This window comes from Marinobacter mangrovi, assembly GCF_016798325.1.
Taxonomy (GTDB): domain Bacteria; phylum Pseudomonadota; class Gammaproteobacteria; order Pseudomonadales; family Oleiphilaceae; genus Marinobacter_A; species Marinobacter_A mangrovi.
On the sequence record NZ_JAERVO010000002.1, the window covers coordinates 308,369 to 321,973 of the forward strand.

The 13,605-nt window shown below is 62.4% G+C and carries 10 protein-coding genes; 4 read left to right on the plus strand and 6 right to left on the minus strand.

The genetic code is table 11. The features are described from left to right. Window positions 1–140: 140 nt before the first annotated feature. The 4 genes from JL474_RS07360 (at window position 141) to JL474_RS07375 (ending at window position 5,524) form a co-directional block, all read left to right on the plus strand. Window positions 141–1,121: a helix-turn-helix transcriptional regulator gene (locus tag JL474_RS07360; RefSeq protein WP_203141546.1), complete on the plus strand. Its 981-nt coding sequence runs from the start codon at window positions 141–143 to the stop codon at window positions 1,119–1,121. Between the two features lie 226 nt (window positions 1,122–1,347). Further along, window positions 1,348–3,372, plus strand: coding sequence for a TonB-dependent siderophore receptor (locus tag JL474_RS07365; protein WP_236012104.1), 2,025 nt, complete (start codon window positions 1,348–1,350; stop codon window positions 3,370–3,372). 162 nt (window positions 3,373–3,534) lie between these two features. Beyond that, entirely contained in the window at window positions 3,535–4,089 is a 555-nt protein-coding gene (locus tag JL474_RS07370; RefSeq protein WP_203141548.1) for an isochorismatase family protein, read from the plus strand. A 76-nt stretch (window positions 4,090–4,165) separates the two neighbouring features. Further along, window positions 4,166–5,524, plus strand: coding sequence for a nicotinate phosphoribosyltransferase (locus JL474_RS07375; protein ID WP_203141549.1), 1,359 nt, complete (start codon window positions 4,166–4,168; stop codon window positions 5,522–5,524). 18 nt (window positions 5,525–5,542) lie between these two features. On the opposite strand, the gene JL474_RS07380 is transcribed toward JL474_RS07375, so the two are convergent. From JL474_RS07380 to JL474_RS07405, 6 genes are all read right to left on the minus strand, one after another. Then, on the minus strand, window positions 5,543–5,818 hold the full coding sequence (locus JL474_RS07380) for an ACT domain-containing protein (RefSeq protein ID WP_203141550.1): 276 nt from the start codon (window positions 5,816–5,818) through the stop codon (window positions 5,543–5,545). Continuing rightward, complete coding sequence (gene ilvG, locus JL474_RS07385; protein WP_203141551.1) at window positions 5,815–7,536, minus strand: acetolactate synthase 2 catalytic subunit; 1,722 nt, start codon at window positions 7,534–7,536, stop codon at window positions 5,815–5,817. The genes JL474_RS07380 and ilvG overlap by 4 nt, the downstream gene beginning before the upstream one ends. Before the next feature lie 301 nt (window positions 7,537–7,837). Beyond that, a complete protein-coding gene (locus tag JL474_RS07390; RefSeq protein ID WP_203141552.1) occupies window positions 7,838–9,676 on the minus strand; it encodes a protein kinase domain-containing protein in 1,839 nt (612 codons plus the stop codon). 67 nt (window positions 9,677–9,743) lie between these two features. Next, complete coding sequence (locus JL474_RS07395) at window positions 9,744–11,342, minus strand: dihydrolipoyllysine-residue acetyltransferase (protein ID WP_203141553.1); 1,599 nt, start codon at window positions 11,340–11,342, stop codon at window positions 9,744–9,746. A 26-nt stretch (window positions 11,343–11,368) separates the two neighbouring features. Beyond that, complete coding sequence (locus JL474_RS07400; RefSeq protein WP_123632776.1) at window positions 11,369–12,346, minus strand: alpha-ketoacid dehydrogenase subunit beta; 978 nt, start codon at window positions 12,344–12,346, stop codon at window positions 11,369–11,371. Between the two features lies 1 nt (window position 12,347). Further along, window positions 12,348–13,544: a thiamine pyrophosphate-dependent dehydrogenase E1 component subunit alpha gene (locus tag JL474_RS07405; RefSeq protein WP_203141554.1), complete on the minus strand. Its 1,197-nt coding sequence runs from the start codon at window positions 13,542–13,544 to the stop codon at window positions 12,348–12,350. Window positions 13,545–13,605 lie beyond the last annotated feature (61 nt).

Sequence of the window (13,605 nt, forward strand, 5' to 3'; positions counted from 1 at the left end):
CCGGCAATTGAGCAAGATCAACTGTCGTCGGATGCGGGAGGCATTGATCGAACACACTTAAAAATGAGAATTATTTGCGGTAAATTGTGGCGCTCGGATCAGAGGCTGATAGGGCCGTTGTGACTGGCGAGGCGTCTCTCATGAATTCTGCGAACAGTGCGATTGCAGCGCGTTCTTTCCGGGTTCGGGATTTTCTCGATTTCGGGAAGCAGTACGGTATGGATTATTGCTTCGATGGTCTGCCTTCAGGTGGGGACTATGTCGATAACGGGGCGGGAGAGACTGTCGTGGCCCGGGGGCGGATTCGGGAGCTGGCCCTGCCATCGGGGTTCCGGTTTACCGGATCGGAGCTGGAGGTGTTCCACCGCTACCGTTCGATCTCGTTGGGGCATGCGCCTCTGCTGATCGTCGTCGTCCTGGAAGGACGCATCGATCTGTCCGTAGGTGCTGTGCGTCGTTCGCTGCACGCTGGCGAGGCCGTCAGTCTGCAACTGCGTCCGGAGCACGCGCTGGAAGCCTCCCAACCGGCGGGGCAGATATTGAAGACGCTGACCCTGGCTTTCGATCCGGCGTGCCTGCATCGGGCCAGTCCCGAAAGCAGCACCCTCACGTCCTTGCTGCAGGGCATCCGGCGTCCGGTGTTGGGCTGGCGGGTTTCGTCAGCCTTGCTCTCCCAGTTGGAGCATGGTCTGGATATGGCCGTACCGGCGCTTCAGAAAAACCTGATCCTCGAGGGACTTGCGCTGCAGCTGGTCGGCCACGGTTTGCCGGAAGAGGGCGAATTTCCGGACCGCGACCAAAACGGAAGCGCCCGCGAACGCCAGCGACTGGAAGCCGTCCGGCAATTGCTGGAGTTTGCGCCGACGGAGGAATATACCCTGGAGGGGCTGGCCCAGCACGCCGCCATGAGTGCCAGCAGTCTGCGTAGCAAGTTCCGGGCGACTTACGGTGTCTCGGTGTTCGACTACCTTCGCCAATGCCGTCTGGAACTGGGTAAACGCTATCTGGAGCAGGGCTACAGCGTCCAGCAAGCCGCCCATCGCGCCGGCTACCGGCACGCCACCAACTTTGCCACGGCCTTCCGCCGTGTATTCGGTGTGTCTCCCCGCGCACTGCACTGACCAGGGGCTTCTCGAGCCCATTTTGTCATCAGGCATACAAACCCTGTCATTCCGCATACCTATCTCAGATAAAAAAGAGAATAATTCGCATTAACGTTTTTTCATTGAAAATGAGGTATGCATGTTCCGACCTTCCAGTTTGTCCCTTGCCGTCGCAGTTGCTCTCTCCGGTATGACCGGTGCGACTGCTGTTCTTGCCGCCGGGAATCAGGACGATTCCGTTGCGTTGGATGCATTGGAAGTGACCGCCACCCGCGGGGCGACCAAAACGGAAACCCCGTTTGTTGAAACCCCGCAGTCCATCTCCGTCATCACCGACGACCAGATCGAAGAACAGGGCTCCAAAAGCGTCCAGGAAGCCACCCGTTACACCGCCGGTGTCTTTACCGAACAGTATGGCGCGACCGCCAGCCGTTACGACGCCATCAAGCTGCGGGGGTTCGGCAGCGACAGCATCGACAACCAGTACCTGGATGGCCTGAAGCTGCTGAACGACAAGGGCACCTACAGCATCATGCAGATCGATCCGTACTTCCTGGAGCGGATCGAGGTGGTGAAGGGGCCGTCGTCCGTCCTGTACGGTCGTGCGGCGCCGGGCGGCATCGTGGCCCTGACCAGCAAGAAGCCCCTGTTCGAATCTCACTATCAGGTCCAGGCGGGCGTGGGGACGCAGGGGGAGGCCAGTCTCGGCTTCGATATTGGCAGTGAAGTCGGGGACTCGGGCAATGCGGCCTATCGACTGGTGGGGCGCGTCTATCACTCGGACACCCAGTGGGACAAGGTCCAGGAAGAGCACTACACGCTGGCGCCGTCACTGACGCTGGATCTCAGTGATGCCACCACCCTGACGCTGATGGCCTACCTGCAGAAAGACCCGGAAGGCGGCTTTTATGGCGGCTTCCCGGCGGATGGCACCCTCTACAGTCATAACGGCCAGAAGATCCCGACCGATTTCTACGACGGCGAACCGGCCTACGAAGAGTTTGATCGCGAACAGGCGATGATCGGCTATCAGCTCGAACACCGTTTCAACGACGTCTGGTCCGCTCGTCAGAATTTTCGCTATCTGAACAGCAAGGTGGATTATGGACAGGTCTACAACTCAGGCGTCTGGTCCGGCGATGAGCTGCCCCGGACCTATTTTGGCGCCGACGAAGAGCTCAATGCCCTGGCCATCGATAACCAGTTGATCGCGGAGTTCGGGTGGGGCGCAACCGATCATACCGTCCTCACCGGGCTGGACTACCAGAAGCGCGACACCGATGCCGACTGGTCCTACGGTTCCGGATTCGCCGCCATCAATCCGTTTGACCCGGTCTATGGCAGTTCCGGCACCGTCGTACCCTATCAGGACAACGATCGGGAGCTGGAGCAGACCGGCGTCTACCTGCAGGATCAGGTTGCCCTGGATCATTGGCGTGTGACACTGGGCGGTCGCTACGACTGGGTGGACATCGACAACACGAGCGACTACCTCCTGACCGGTTCATCCACGCGCCAGAGCAAGGACGACGAGCAATTCAGTGGCCGTGCGGCCCTGATGTACCTGTTCGATAACGGTGTTGCGCCGTACGTCAGCTACTCCGAATCGTTCAGCCCGAGCGCGAACCTGGATGAGAATGGTGATCTGCTCGACGCGACCGAAGCGGAGCAGTATGAGCTTGGCCTCAAGTACCAACCGGTCGGTACGGCGGATCGCTACAGCGTTGCCGTGTTCCAGATTGACCAGGACAATGTGGCCAACCTGATCCAGACCGAAGGCAACAACCCCAGCTATTACCGTCCGATCGGCAAGGTTCGGTCACAAGGGCTGGAGCTGGAGGCCGCGACACGGGTTACCCAAAACGTCACGCTTCAGGCCAGCTACACCTACACCGACGTGGAAGTGCAGAAATCCACGACGGGCACGGAAGGCAAGACACCGGTCGCTACGCCGGAACACATGGCTTCTGCCTGGGGTTCCTACGAATTCCTGGACGGTGTGCTGAACAGTCTCAGGACCGGGTTGGGTGTCCGTTACATCGGCACCAGCTGGGCCAACGAGTCCAACACCCTGAAAGTGCCGCACTACACGGTGGTGGATGCCAGCATCAAGTATGATCTGGCGAACGTCGGACTCAAGGGCGTAACGGCGCAACTGAACGCCAATAACCTGTTCGACAAGGACTATGTGGGGGCCTGCTACAGCGAGTATCGCTGCTATTACGGCGCCGAGCGCAGCGTCAAAGCCACCGTAACCTACGATTTCTAATTCCGTCCAACTCAGGGCCGGGCAACGGACTGTCCGGCCAGCCGATCCCGCTGCCAACCGGCTTGCAATTTCCCCGCAAAAACCCAACGCTGTACTCAGGGACAAACGATATCCACTTATAAACCTGTCGAGCCCTCCCCGTTTGGGGGCAAGGAGTTCAGCATGGTTGGTTCCAACGATTCGGCATTGCTCCTGGTCGATATCCAGAACGATTTCTGCTCCGGCGGCAGCCTGGCGGTTCCCGGTAGCCAGGAGATCTTTCCCGTCGTCAACGCGGCCATTACCGACGCCCAGGACAAGCACTGGCCCATCATCGCCTCCCGCGACTGGCATCCGGTGGACCATTGCAGCTTCAATCACCGCGGCGGCCCGTGGCCGGTGCACTGCGTGCAGGACACTCACGGTGCGGCTTTCCACCACGAGCTGGATTTGCCGGCCACGGCCATTCGCGTCAGCAAGGGCACGGCTTTCGAGACCGACGCCTACTCCGCCTTCGATGGCACCCAGCTTGAGCAGTTTCTGGCACGTCGTGGCATCAAGCACCTGCAGGTGATGGGGCTGGCACTGGACGTGTGTGTACGGGCGACCGTGCAAGATGCGCTGCGGCTGGGGTTTGGCGTGGAGTTGCTGGCGGCAGGCACCCGCGCGGTGGAATCCGGCCAGACCGACGATGTCCTGGATCAATTGGCGGAGGCCGGAGCCAGCGTGAGCCGCTGATTCGCTTCTGATACCCCATCCAATCGACAAAGCGACTGACAGACACACCCGACACCGGACCCGGAGGAACACGTTTATGGTCGAAGAGAAAGACCTGGCATTGCTGGTTGACCTGTACGAGTTGACCATGGCCCAGGCCTACTGGGCGGAATCCATGAACGACACCGCCGTTTTCAGCCTCTTCTTCCGTAAGCTGCCGCCGCATCGCAATTTCATGCTGGCCTGTGGACAGCAGCACATCGCCCACATCATCGAATCCCTGCGTTTTTCACAGGAACACATCGACCGCCTGCGCCGTCTGGATCGTTTCGACAACGACTTCCTGGACTGGCTGCGCCGGTTCCGTTTCACCGGTTCGATCCATGCCTTGTCGGAGGGAACGCCGGTGTTTCCACAGGAGCCGCTGCTGGAAATCGAGGCGCCCATTGCCGAGGCCCAGTTACTGGAAACCCTGGTAATGAACTACGTGCATCTGGAAACGGTGCTCGCGTCCAAGGCCGCTCGCCTGACCCTCGCCGCCAATGGCAAGCCGGTGATCGATTTCGGCACCCGCCGAATGCACGGCACAGATGCCGCTTACCGGGGCATCCGCGCGTTCCGGATGGGAGGCCTGTCCGGCACCAGCAACGTGCTGGCCGGCCTGGATTTCGACCTGCCCATCCGCGGCACCATGGCGCACAGTTTCGTTCAGGCCTGTGGTGACGAGATGGCGGCCTTTCGCACCTACGCCCGCTTGTATCCGGGGACAACGCTGCTGGTGGACACCTACGACACAGAAAGGGCCGTCGCCGACATTATCGACTGGCTGAAAGCCGAGCCGGAGGTGGACATCGGCGCCATCCGGCTGGATTCCGGCGACATGGCGGAGATGGCCATTCGCTGTCGCCGGATGCTGGACGACGCCGGGCTGACGCAGATCCGCATCCTGGCCAGCGGCGGGCTGGACGAATACAGGATCGATGACTATCGCCGCAACGATGTGCCCCTGGATGGCTTCGGGGTTGGCACCGCCGTAGGCGTGTCCAACGATGCCCCGACGCTGGAGCTGGCCTACAAACTGACCGAATACGCCGGCAAGCCGCGCATGAAGAACTCGCCGGGCAAGCAATCCTACCCCGGGCGCAAGCAGGTCTATCGTCGCCAGGACGCCGATGGCCGGTATCTCGGAGACCACATTACCCACCGTGAGGAAGCGGCTGACGGCACACCGTTGCTCGTCCCCACCATGCGGGCCGGCCGCGCCATCGTGGACGCGATCCGGCCGCTGGCGGAGGCCGCCGAATACTGTCGCGATGCGGTTGCGGCCCTGCCGCCGGCCCAGCGTGCGCTGGAGGACGCCGAGCCCTATCCGGTGGTCATCAGCGACCGCCTCAGGGATCTTCAGTCCCATACCCTGCAACAGGTGCGGCCGCACCCGCCGGCCTCCGATCAGTGACCCGGAATTGATGGGGCGTCAGGCGCTCTGGCGGATGCCCGTCAGGGCCTGCTCCGGGCTTCGCAGGGAACACACCGTGTGCAGCTTCTCGATCTGGCGCCGCAGCATGTCGATGGAGCGCTGGCCGCTGAGCACCATGTCGATGGCCAGACCGTCGGCGTCGGTGCGCACCTGCATTTCCTCGATCCGGAAGCCCCGAATGCGGGCCACCTGGCACAGGCGCTCCAGCGCGGCCGGTTCCGGCTGCATGCGGCAGGAGAGGGTATGGGTCGTGTGATCGGCTGAGGCGGTCATGCTGCACTTTCCTTGTTTTTCGCGGTGGTTGAGGTTGGGCGCTGGCTCTCGTCCAGCATGTCCCGGTTGGAGGCACCGGGTTTGACGATGGGCCAGACGTTTTCCGAGCGATCGATGCTGACATGCAGGAGCATCGGCCCGTCGTAGGCCAGGATAGTCTGGATGCCCCGGCGAACCTGATCGGTGCGCTGGATGGCCAGGGTCGGGATATCGAAGGCCCGGGCCAGGGCCAGGAAGTCCGGGTTGTCGTCCAGGTTGATCTGGCTTTCCCGGTTCTCGTAGAACAGTTCCTGCTGCTGACGGACCATGCCCAGGCACTGGTTATCCATGATGATCAGCTTGATGGGCAGACGATGGCGGCGAATGGTGGCCAGCTCCTGGGCGTTCATCATGAAGGACCCGTCGCCGGTGACGTTGATGACCGGTCGGTCCGGGAACGCAAACTGGGCGCCGATGGCGGCCGGCAACCCGAAACCCATGGTGCCGAGACCGCCACTGCTCAAGTGGTTGCGGGGGTGATCGAAACGACAGTATTGCGCCACCCACATCTGGTGCTGGCCCACATCGCAGGCGACGATCGCATCCCGCGGGGCAATATCGGTCAACTGGCGCATGAATTCGGGACCGGAAATCGGCGCATGCGGGTCTTCGTTGATGGCCGCCTGGAAGCCCTGGGTCTTGCGCCAGGTGGCGCACTGCTGGCGCCAGTTCTCGATGGTCAGAGGCTGGCGGACCAACGCGTCGGCCATGCCGTTCAGGATGGCGCCCAGCTCGCCGCGAATGGCCAGGTCCGCGGCCCGGAGCTTGCCGAATTCGGCCGCGTCCGTATCGATATGGATGACTTTGGCGTTGGGTGCGAAGGTCGATACCGCACCGGTGGCCCGGTCATCCAGCCGGGCCCCGACGACCATCAGCAGGTCGCAGGTGTCGACGGCCATGTTGGCTGCCTTCGAGCCGTGCAGGCCGAGCATGCCCATCTGGTCCGCGTTGTCGTAGCCCGGGTTGCCGATGCCCTTGAGTGTGACGACGTTGGGCAGGCGCGACGCTTTCGCAAACCGTCGAAAGGCCGATTCGGCATGGGCCAGGCTAACGCCGCCACCGCTGTAGAGCAGCGGCATGTTAGCCTCGCGCAGCATGGCGAGCGCTTCGTCGATCTCCGCCGTCGGGTCCGGCAGTGGGGTGGCGGTGGTCGGCGCCGGGGCTGTCGGCTCGCCGATATCGGTCAGCAGGATGTCCTTGGGAATATCGATCCAGACCGGACCCGGCCGACCGGACTCGGCCAGTTGCAGGGCTTCTTCCATGATCGCCGGCAGGTCGGACGCCTCGGTCACCAGGTAGCTGTGCTTGACGATGCCCAGCGTCATGCCGAGCACGTCCGTCTCCTGGAACGCATCGGTGCCGATCAGGCTGGAGGGCACCTGGCCGGTGATGACCAGCATCGGGATCGAATCCCGATGGGCGTTGGCCACACCGGTGATCAGGTTGGTGGCGCCGGGGCCGGAGGTGGCAATGCACACGCCGGTGCGGCCGCTGGCCCGGGCGTAGCCGTCGGCGGCCAGGGCACAGGCCTGTTCATGCCGGCAGAGCACATGCTCGACACCCACATCCTCGGCGACCAGTGCGTCGTACAGCGGCATGATGCAGCCGCCGGGATAGCCGAATACGGTGTCGATCTGGTGACGCTGGAGCGCGTCGAGTATGTGCTGTGCGGCGTTCACGTTCGTCTTCCTTCTTTCAGTTTTTCGAAGCCAAAAAAAAGCCCCCGGGACCTTTCGGTGCCGGGGGCTTTCGGTGTTCTGACTGGTTGTGGTTTAGCTCATCCTGTCATCCACGCAAAAGCCCCCGGTTGGCACCACGACCACCAGGACTAGCTTTACGATGACGACGACAGAATTGAAATTCATGGAATCAGTCTTTTGACCACAACAGTTTGATTGGCAAAAACATAACCTGAGGTTCTGCCTGGGAGCAACCCTTTTTTTATAGAAAGGGAAAATTTGGGACATTGCGCAGATGGCATCAGGCTTTTTCAGCCCTTGGATTCTTAGGGTAGTAACGGTCCGGCAGGCGCTCGATGTGGGGGAAGAAGCGCGTGTCCTTGTAGGGCATCTTCATGAAGCCGGACACGCCCAGCCCGGTGATCTGGTCGACGGCGGACAGAATATCGTCCAGATACCGGCGGAATTCCGCCTCCCGGTCGGGATCCAGCAGCCGGTAGTGGCTGTGGATCTTCAGGTGGCGGGGCAGGGCCTCGAAGATGATCATGCCGGTGTGGTGGATCGTGTTCAGGGCTTCCAGGGCCTGGATGATGGTGTCCGGCAGGACCAGGAACTCCTCCGGGTCCGGGCCGTCCTCGAAGTAGGAATGCACTCTCGAGTCGTCCTCGATCTCCGGGGCGGCGCTGACCTCGTAGGGCAACTGCATCTCCGGTGCAATCCGGAAGGGCTGCTCGGGATTGTCCCGGTCGACGTGCAGGGTGTCCCGGGCGTTGAACAGGCAGCTCTTGAAGATCCCCTGCCGGTAGATGGCCTGGGCCAGACTGACCATGTTGTTCACCGCCGTGACGAACGCGTCCCGCAGCGACGGATCGTGCAGGTTCAGGGACGTATCGACGTAGATACCCTCGGTTTCCCAGCGAATCGCCAGGCCGCCTTCCACCGGGTACTGACCCAGCCGGCTCACCGCGGCGAGGAACGCCTTTTCGGTTTCCCCCATGCCCTGCATGAAGTTCTTGTAGTAGCGGTCCAGCTGCACATCGTTGACGTCGCTCAGGGTTTCCGGCGCACCTTCCTCACGCAGGAAGGCCTTGCGCGAACTGTAGACGACCGTGTCGATCTCCCGGTCGGAGTGGCGGGTCCAGACGGGCACCATCGGGTTGGGCGGCGAATCCGGCAGGTCGATCATGACGGTGCGCGCCATCCGCGGCATTTCCCGCAGGTAGTAGTCGCCGGCCTTGCGGCGTGTGTCCGGATCCGGGTCGAGCAGGCCGTCGAGCATGCGCGCAAACTCCATCGGCAACCCCAGTGACGTAGCCGGGATCGCCCGGTGGCCGAAGCGGCAGGACTGCCCGGAGGCCAGGGCGTAGAGTGTCCCGGCGGCGCCCTGTTCGTCGAAGCGTGGGGACGACAGCCCGCCGTAGAGCTGTTCTTCGCCGATGAAGTAGACGTCTCCCAGGCGCGCGTTGGTCTGCTGGAGGTTATCGGACATCAGCTCCATGACGTTGGCGGTGACGAACTGCTGGTTGGCGTCCAGCTGTGCGTACACGGCAGACCCCCAGTCGATCAGGGCGATGTTCTCGGTCTCGGCGTCGAAGACGAGATTGGAAGGCTTGATGTCGCCATGGACGATGGGGCGGCCGGCGGGACCGGACTCCAGGCGCAGGTTGCGCAGGATATCGGCCAGCTGGTCGGCGATGCGCATCACCAGGCGGGGGCGAAGACGGCCCTCGCGCAGGGACACTTCCTCCAGGTTGATCCCGGGCGCCCGTTCCATCACCAGGATGGGCTGGTTGCGGGCCCGCTGGAAGGCAATCAGTCGCGGCACACGGGGATGCTCGACCTGCTCGAGGATATAGGCTTCATCCTCAAGCCGGTCCTGCAGGTGCCGGGGCAGGTTGACGCGCGTGAACTTGAAAACGTGTTCCAGGTCACGCGCGCCTTTCAGGGCGAGTCGCCCGGAGAAGACAAACCCGTAGGCGCCCTTGCCGATCATTTCGATGTCGCGATAGCCCAACTGGCGGAGCTGGTCGGTACACAGCTCGACCCAGTCCTTCAGCTTTTTGGCATCGTCCTGGCTGAGCAGGTAGATCGACTGCTCTTCCGGGATGTAGAACTGTTGCAGTTGGGCCTGTTGCGACATTCGGGGCTTCTCCAGCGCCCCGGCTCAGTGGCCGGGGCAACACACCATCAGCGGTTATCAGGCCTCATCAGCCGAGATGAAGCAACATGGTTTGCGGTGACTCCAGGTAGCTCTTCCAGAGGTTGCTGAAGCGGGCCATGGTGCCGCCGTCGATGATGCGGTGATCACCGCCCCAACTGGTGGTCATGATCGCCCGTTCCACCACCTGGCCATGGGCGTCGAATCGCGGCAGCTTCTGCGTCCGGCCCAGGGCGACAATGGCCACTTCCGGCGCGTTGATGATGGGTGCGGCGTAGGTGCCGCCCAGCGCACCGATGTTGGAGATGGTGATGGTGCCGCCCTTCAGGTCCTCCTGGCTGACGCGCCCGGATCGGGCCGCTTCGGTCAGGCGCGCGACTTCATCCGCAATCTCCAGCAGGGTCAGCTGTTCGCAGCCTTTGACGTTGGGGACGATCAGGCCAACCTTGCTGTCCACGGCCATGCCGATGTTGCACTGCGGCTGGTAGTGGATTTCGGTGACGTCCTCGTTGATCTGGCTGTTGAGGATTGGATACTCCTGAATCGCCAGCGCCATGGCTTTCATGATGAACGGCATCAGCGTCAGGCGGCTGCCGCGGGCCTCGGCCTCCGGCTTGAGTTGTTGACGCAGGGCCAGCAGATCGGTGACGTCGATGTCCTCGCTGAAGTTGAAGTGGGGAATGGTCGACGCCGACTCCACCATGCGTTTGGCCATGACCGCCTGCATGCCCCGGATCGGTTCGACGCGCACCTCTTTTGAAGCGGTGCCGGCGCGACGGGCCTGGGGCTTGTCTTTCGTGGCAGCTGCAGTGGTGGTCTCTCGTGCTGTCGGCTGGGGATTTTCCAGGTGGTTCAGCACGTCGGCCTTGAGCACGCGGCCGTCCTTGCCGGTTCCCGGAATATCCGCCAGCGTCAGCTCGTGTTCCCGGACCAGGCGCCGGACGGCCGGACTGGCCGGGATGCGCTGACGTTCGCCGGACTTTGCCTGGGCGGACGTTTTGCTCGCCGGTGCCGGCTCAGTGGCCTGGGGGCGCGACTCGGCCCGGGGCGTCTCGCCATCGTCTTCCCGGTCGCGGGGTACGAACGCGAACAGCGGGGAATGGACCCGGGCCAGCTCGCCCGCCTGGTAATACAGTTGGGTGACGCGGCCGGCCTTGGGGGCGGTGATCTCCACCATGGCCTTGTCGGTGGTGACGTCCACCACCGGCTGGTCCTCTTCGATCTCGTCACCCTCGGCGACGCGCCATTCCACCACCTCGCACTCGACGATGCCTTCGCCGATGTCCGGCAGGATAAAGTCTTCGGTCTCGCCATCGGCGGACGGTGCGGTTTCGCCCTGATGGTCGGCTTCGGCGGCCGGTGCGGTCGTCTCCGTCGCCTCGTCCTTCTCCGGTGCCGGGGCGTTGTCGCCGTCCACTTCCACCAGCTCAAACAGCGGCGCGTGGACCTTGGCGATGTCGCCTTCCTGATGATACAGACGCGTCACGCGCCCCTTGTACGGGGCGGGAATTTCCACCAGCGCCTTGTCGGTCATGACCTCGGCGACCGGCTGATCCTCTTCGATGATATCGCCTTCGCTGACCAGCCATTTGACCAGCTCGCACTCCACGATACCTTCGCCGATATCGGGCAGTATAAAATCACTCATGGTTGCTCTCCTGTGCTGGCAACGATCTAGAATTCAACGCTTTCCCGGATGGCCTCGTAGACCTTCAGGTGATTGGGCAGGTGCTCTTTTTCCAGCACCAACGGGAAGGGGGTGTCCATCCCGGTGACCCGTGCGATGGGTGATTCCAGATACAGGAAGCAGCGTTCCTGGATGGTCGCGGCGATTTCGCCGGCAAAGCCGCCGGTCAGCGGCGCTTCATGAGTGACCACCAGGCGACCGGTCTTCAGGACCGATTGCGCGACGGTTTCCACGTCCCAGGGGAGAATGGTGCGCAGGTCGATGACTTCGCAGGAGATGCCTTCTTTCTCGGCCTGTTCGACCGCCTGCTCGATCACTTCCATTTGCGCGCCCCAGCCCAGGACCGTGATGTCGGTGCCTTCCTTGACGATCTCGGCCTCGCTCAGCGGAAGCTCGTATTCCCCTTCCGGAACCTCGCCGACCGACGCCCGGTACAGGCGTTTGGGTTCGAAGAAGAGGGTCGGGTTGGGATCGTGGATCGACGCCAGCAGCAGGCCCTTGGCCTGGTGCGGGTTACGGGGCACGACAATCTTCAGGCCGGGGGTGTGGGCAAAGTAGGCTTCCGGCGACTGGGAGTGATACAGGCCGCCGGCGATGCCGCCGCCATAGGGCGCCCGAATCGTCAGACCGCCCACGTTGAACAGGTTGCCGGAGCGGTAGCGGTACTTGGCCGACTCGTTCACGATCTGGTCGAAAGCCGGGAAGATGTAGTCCGCAAACTGGATTTCGGCCACCGGCGTGGCGCCCTGGGCCGCCAGGCCGTTGGCGAACCCGATGATGCCCTGTTCCACCAGCGGCGTGTTGAAACAGCGGTCTTTGCCGTACTTCTGTTGCAGGTGGCTGGTGGCCCGGAAGACACCGCCGAAAACACCGACGTCCTCACCAAAACACAGCACCCGGTCATTGGCCGCCATCGCGATGTCGAGGGCATCGTTGATGGCCTGCAGCATGTTCATCTTGGCCATGTTATGCCCCTCCTTTTTTGGTCTCTGATACCGCGCCGGCGCTCTTCGGATAGGCGTCCGGATATTTGCGGATATGCGCCTTCAGCTTCTCGAACTGACGGTTCAGGGACGGAGGGACCTCGTCATACACGTCGGTGACGAGGGATTCGAGCGGGGGTGGCGGGCGTTTCTGGGCGCGCTTCATGGTTTCCAGGACTTCCTTGCGGAGGCTTTCCTGAAGCTGCTTTTCTTCGTCCTCGCTCCACCACTTGTGCTTCATCAGCCAGCGTTGCATGCGCAGGATCGGATCTTTCTCGCGCCAGACGGCTTCCTCATCCTTGCTGCGGTAGCCGGACGGGTCGTCCGAGGAGGAGTGAGCGGCCAGGCGATAGGTCATGGTCTCGACCAACACCGGCCGATTTTCCTCAACGGCCAGCTTGCGGGCGGCCTTGGTGGCCTCATGGACGGCCAGGATGTCGTTACCGTCGACCCGGATCACGTCCATTTTGTAGCCGTAGGCACGCGGGGCCACCCCGTCAGCGGCGAACTGCTCGGTAGCCGGGGTAGAGATGGCGTAACCGTTGTTCCGGCACAGGAAAATCACCGGCACCCGATGGACGGCGGCCATGTTCAGCGCGGCGTGGAAGTCGCCTTCGGAGGCGGCGCCCTCGCCGAAATAGGTGATGGTGCAATGGCCGTCGCCGGCCAGCTTCTGCCCGTAGGCATAGCCGGTGGCCTGGGGAATCTGGGTGGCCAGCGGGGAGGAGATGGTCATGTAGTTCAGCTTGCTCGACCCGTAGTGAACCGGCATCTGACGGCCCTTGCCGTAGTCCAGTTCATTGCCGAACAGCTGGTTCATGAACTCATCGATGGTAAAGCCACGATAGGCCAGGGCGCCCTGTTCCCGGTACTGCGCCATGATCATGTCGGCGTCGTCCAGGGCGGCAGCACTGCCGATCACGGCCGCTTCCTCACCCGTACACTGCATGTAAAAGCTCAGGCGGCCCTGGCGCTGGGCGGCGAGCATGCGCTCGTCCAGTACGCGGGTCATCACCATCGCCTTGTAGATGCGAAGGGCTTTCTCCTTGTCGAGGTCCGGCTTCTTGCCGCCCTTGTAGAGCGTGCCGTCCTGTTTCAGGAGCTTGAAGGTGGGAATCCGGAATTCCGCACCGTCGGTAAACACCGGAGAGTAAACAACCTTGGATTTTGTTGTTGTCATAGTCCTCTTCCTGGGGTAATGGCTTGAGGAACAAAATGCCCCTTGTGAGGGCATCGTTGTC

Excerpts from the sequence above, each read along its gene's own strand:
- JL474_RS07395 (WP_203141553.1), bottom strand. The coding sequence starts at position 11,342 with ATGAGTGATTTTATACTGCCCGATATCGGCGAAGGTATCGTGGAGTGC.
- JL474_RS07380 (WP_203141550.1), bottom strand. The coding sequence starts at position 5,818 with ATGACCGCCTCAGCCGATCACACGACCCATACCCTCTCCTGCCGCATG.
- JL474_RS07400 (WP_123632776.1), bottom strand. The coding sequence starts at position 12,346 with ATGGCCAAGATGAACATGCTGCAGGCCATCAACGATGCCCTCGACATC.
- JL474_RS07390 (WP_203141552.1), bottom strand. The coding sequence starts at position 9,676 with ATGTCGCAACAGGCCCAACTGCAACAGTTCTACATCCCGGAAGAGCAG.
- JL474_RS07375 (WP_203141549.1), top strand. The coding sequence starts at position 4,166 with ATGGTCGAAGAGAAAGACCTGGCATTGCTGGTTGACCTGTACGAGTTG.
- JL474_RS07360 (WP_203141546.1), top strand. The coding sequence starts at position 141 with ATGAATTCTGCGAACAGTGCGATTGCAGCGCGTTCTTTCCGGGTTCGG.
- JL474_RS07405 (WP_203141554.1), bottom strand. The coding sequence starts at position 13,544 with ATGACAACAACAAAATCCAAGGTTGTTTACTCTCCGGTGTTTACCGAC.
- JL474_RS07370 (WP_203141548.1), top strand. The coding sequence starts at position 3,535 with ATGGTTGGTTCCAACGATTCGGCATTGCTCCTGGTCGATATCCAGAAC.